Below are 3,838 nucleotides of genomic sequence, written 5' to 3'. Positions count from 1 at the left end.
CGTCGGCAAGCAAGGAGGGAGAGCAGCATTCGGAGGAAGCGGAGGCGGTGGCGGTGTACGCCGACTACGAGGGGCACCGCACCCAGGGCAGGTACGACCCGAAGACGTCTCGGATTGACATCGTGGCCGGGCCGCTGGGTGGGCAGAGCTTCAAGACGCCGACCGGTGCGGCTCGCGCCGTGGTCGGCCACTACAAGCCGAGTGTCAGCCCGCACCGCAACGGCTGGTCGTTCTGGGTCCTTGACGACGGGTCGGGAAGGTTCCTGCAGAGCATCCGAGGAACGCCGTGAGTCCAGTGTCGGCGCCGGCCGGAGGAACCAGACGAGTGCCATGCCGCCGAACTCACCGGGAACCGCGCGCATCCTCCTCGCCATGATCGCCGTGCCGGGCGAGAGCATCCAGCGCGGTGACACGACCACATACGGTCGTATCGCCGAGCAGCTCGGAGTCCGCAGCCTCGCGCAACAGGTCGGACGGGCCGTGGGCGCGAACCCGCTGTGCATCTTCGTGCCGTGCCACCGCGTCGTCGGGTCTCATGGCTCCCTCACGGGATACGCCGGCGGACTGAAGCGCAAGCAGACGCTCCTGGAGCTCGAGGAATCGCCTCAGATCAGCGCCGGACGCTTGTTCTGACCGAAAATCTCAAGTTTGCCACCGCGAGCACGTCTCCAATGGGATGGACATGAAACAGCCGTTCGAGAAGGTAGTCGCGCGGCACGGCGCAACCGTGCTGCGCGTCTGCCGGGTCGTCCTCGGTCCGTACGACGCGGACGACGCGGACGACGCATGGTCGGAGACCTTCCTCTCCGCCATGCGCGCCTGTCCCGACCTGCCAGAGACGGCGAACGTGGAGGCATGGCTCGTGACGATCGCGCATCGCAAGGCGATCGATGTGCTATGTGCCGCGAAGAGAAACCCTCTACCAGCCGAGGAGATACCGGAATCACCAACAGAACGAGGCATCCCCGGCTCTGGGGATCCCGACCTGTGGGCCGCGGTGAACGGGCTCCCGAACGATGACGACATGACCGCCCTGCTGCCGACGCCCATGGATGCCGATACTTTCAGCCGGCTTCACCGCCGCCTGGAGCAGAAGGCGGAGCGAGCCGACCTTGTCGACGTCGCCTACACCACCATCGACTCGCCTGTCGGCAAGCTGCTGCTCGCCGCCACCCGGAAGGGTCTGGTCCGCGTGGCGTACGCCACCGAGGATCACGATCGAGTGCTGGAGACCCTCGGCCAGAAGCTCAGCCCGCGCATCCTGCGCGCTCCGAAGCGGCTGGACACGGTGACGCGCGAGATCGACGAATACTTCGCCAAGCACCGCCAGGTCTTCGACCTCACGATCGACCTGTCGCTGTCCCGCGGATTCCGGCGCCTCGTGCAGACGCATCTGCCCGAGATCGGATACGGCCAGACTCGCAGCTACCGGGACATGGCCGAACTCGTCGGCAACCCCGGGGCCGTCCGCGCGGTGGGCACCGCCTGTGCGACCAACCCGCTGCCGATCGTCGTCCCGTGCCACCGAGTTCTGCGTACCGATGGCACGCTCGGTGGTTACATCGGCGGACTCGAAGCCAAGGCCACGCTGCTGAACCTGGAGGCCGCGGCATGAGCACCGCGAAGTCGACCAGGAAGAAGACGACGGGCCGCCAGACGCATCGCCACCAGCGCCAACACGGCCGTCAGCCAAGGTGCGGTCGGTGTCGGCGGCCGGGCCGCCCATGCTCGGGGTGAGCGTGCCGCAGTCGGTCGAGGCCCCGGTCGGCCGTCAGTGTTTGACGAGCCGGTCGGCCGTCTCGCGGAGCGCGGCCAGACGGGTACGGTACTCCTGCTCATCGATCTCACCGCGGGCGAAGCGGTCGGCCAAGACCTGCTCGGGAGACGGTCCGGCGGGCCCAGCGGCGGCCGGAGGCGGGGCGGGTGGCCACATCGGGGGACGGCCGCGATCGCCGGCGTGGGTCAGCGCCCGTACCACCAGCACCGCCCCGATGATGAGCACAGCCCAGAACAGCAGCATGCCCAGGGACATCGCAAACCAGCCCCAGCCGCTCATTCCATAGCCGTCGTACCAGTACATCACCACTGTCACCTCCCGGAGCGAGCGGACGGGACGGCCCGAACCGGGCCCCATGCCGCACCCCCTCCCGCTTCCAGAGTGCGGCGAGTCGCGCTGGAGCGCAGGTGCTGGACGATCCGACGTCACTGGGTCAACCCGCTCACCGTCGTGTGCCCAATTGCCCAGCATGGTCAGCTCTGCGCCCCGTGGGCGGTGCACTGCACATTTCGACCCCGTAGCCTCATCACCATCCGGCGCGCCCCGACCGGACCCGGTCGACGACACCGCGGTCGCCGACAGGTCCCACCGGTGAACGCCGTCAGCGAGTAGCAGCCGCCGGTCACCGTCTACACCCGGCCCGGATGCCCCTACTGCTTCCTGCCGCGCCCGGTGCCGGAGCGGGTGGCCCGGTGCAGCCCGACGGCGGTGCGACCGTCGTCCGCAGCTACCCGGAGGTGGTGATGGGCCAGGATCAGCGCCGCGACGCAGATCGGCACGTTGACGAGGAAAAGCCACCGCCAGCCACCCATGCCCAGCCGAGACCCTTCACCATGGAACGTCTCGGGCGCTGACTGCCCGAGACCGGGGCACCCTAACTTGACGCTATGACTGCGTCAATCTATTTTTGATGCATGCTCTACCCCGCTCCGGCCCTCAGGCCTGCCGACGATCAGGTGCTTAGCGAGATCGACGGCATGCGGGACGTACTGCGGCACCAAATCCAGACCGCGCCGTCGAAATGGACTGAGGGGCTCCGGAAGTTCCTGACCGCCGATGCCGTCGCAGCCTCGAACTCCATCGAGGGCTTCAAGGTATCCACGATCGACGTCGAGGATCTGATGGATGGCGAGCGAGATGTCGAGGTCTCGGACGAAAACCGCGAGGAGACCCTCGCCTATCAGCGGATGATGACGTATCTCCAGACGCTCCACGATGCCGAGGACTTCGGCTACAGCAAAGGCCTACTCAACGCTCTGCACTGGATGTTGCAAGGCCACCGTCACACTATGCACAAGCCGGCCGGGCAGTGGCGCCGGGGCCCCGTCTACGTCACCGACGCCCGTGACCCCAGCATCGCGACCTACACAGCCCCGGACGCCGATGTCGTCCCCGCGCTCATGAAGGAACTCATCGACTGGCTCAACGCCGACAACGGCACCCATCTGCTGGTGCGAGCAGCTCTGGCACATCTGCACCTCGTGTCCATCCACCCCTGGGCCGACGGGAACGGCCGGATGTCCCGTTCGCTCCAGACACTCATGATCGCCCGCGAAGGCGTCCTCGCCCCGGAGTTCTCCTCCGTCGAGGCGTGGCTCGGCCGCCCCGGCAACACCTGGGAGTACTACCGCGAACTCACCGGTCGGGGCCCGACGTACCTTCCCGACCAGGACGTCTCCAGCTGGATCCGCTTCAACCTGACCGCCTACCACCAGCAGGCCCAGACCGTTCAAGGCCGACTCGACCGCTCCGGGCGGGTATGGGGCGCACTCTCCGGATTCGCCAAGAGTACCGGTCTGGACGAGCGAGTGGTGACCGCCCTGCACGACGTGGCCATGGCTGGACGCGTCCGCCGCTCACGCTACGAGCATGCCGAGGGCCTGAGCCTGCAACAGGCGCAACGCGACCTCCGCGACCTCGCCACCGCCCAAGTCCTAGAACCGGTCGGCCGAACCCGGGCCCGCTACTACACGGCAGGCCCCCGCTTCCCTCAGCCGGCACTCGACATCGCGCGCACGCCCATGACCTTGAGGGATCCATACACCGGCTGACCCGAAAAAC

General features: G+C 67.6%; 6 protein-coding genes. 4 read left to right on the top strand and 2 right to left on the bottom strand.

Features of this window, described 5'->3' with window-relative positions; all coding sequences use genetic code 11:
- The 3 genes from AC08ON_RS16895 to AC08ON_RS16885 form a co-directional block, all read left to right on the top strand.
- On the top strand, window positions 1-290 hold a 290-nt coding region (locus tag AC08ON_RS16895; protein ID WP_476617319.1), incomplete at its 5' end, for a hypothetical protein.
- A gap of 40 nt (window positions 291-330) precedes the next feature.
- A complete protein-coding gene (locus AC08ON_RS16890) occupies window positions 331-633 on the top strand; it encodes a methylated-DNA--[protein]-cysteine S-methyltransferase (protein WP_476608438.1) in 303 nt (100 codons plus the stop codon).
- 49 nt (window positions 634-682) lie between these two features.
- Window positions 683-1,615, top strand: a complete 933-nt coding sequence (locus AC08ON_RS16885; RefSeq protein WP_476608437.1) for a methylated-DNA--[protein]-cysteine S-methyltransferase — start codon at window positions 683-685, stop codon at window positions 1,613-1,615.
- Window positions 1,616-1,771: 156 nt separating this feature from the next.
- Here the strand turns inward: AC08ON_RS16885 and AC08ON_RS16880 are convergent, their stop codons facing one another.
- Window positions 1,772-2,080, bottom strand: coding sequence for an SHOCT domain-containing protein (locus tag AC08ON_RS16880; protein WP_476617320.1), 309 nt, complete (start codon window positions 2,078-2,080; stop codon window positions 1,772-1,774).
- Window positions 2,081-2,427: 347 nt separating this feature from the next.
- Complete coding sequence (locus AC08ON_RS16875) at window positions 2,428-2,589, bottom strand: hypothetical protein (RefSeq protein WP_476608435.1); 162 nt, start codon at window positions 2,587-2,589, stop codon at window positions 2,428-2,430.
- 144 nt (window positions 2,590-2,733) lie between these two features.
- On the opposite strand from AC08ON_RS16875, the gene AC08ON_RS16870 reads away from it, so the two are divergent.
- Complete coding sequence (locus tag AC08ON_RS16870; RefSeq protein ID WP_476617318.1) at window positions 2,734-3,828, top strand: Fic family protein; 1,095 nt, start codon at window positions 2,734-2,736, stop codon at window positions 3,826-3,828.
- The last annotated feature ends 10 nt before the right edge of the window (window positions 3,829-3,838 follow it).

Source organism: Frankia sp. CoWAU3, from assembly GCF_977971855.1.
Note: the sequence above shows the minus strand (reverse complement) of the source record. Positions and strands in the feature narration are given on the sequence as shown.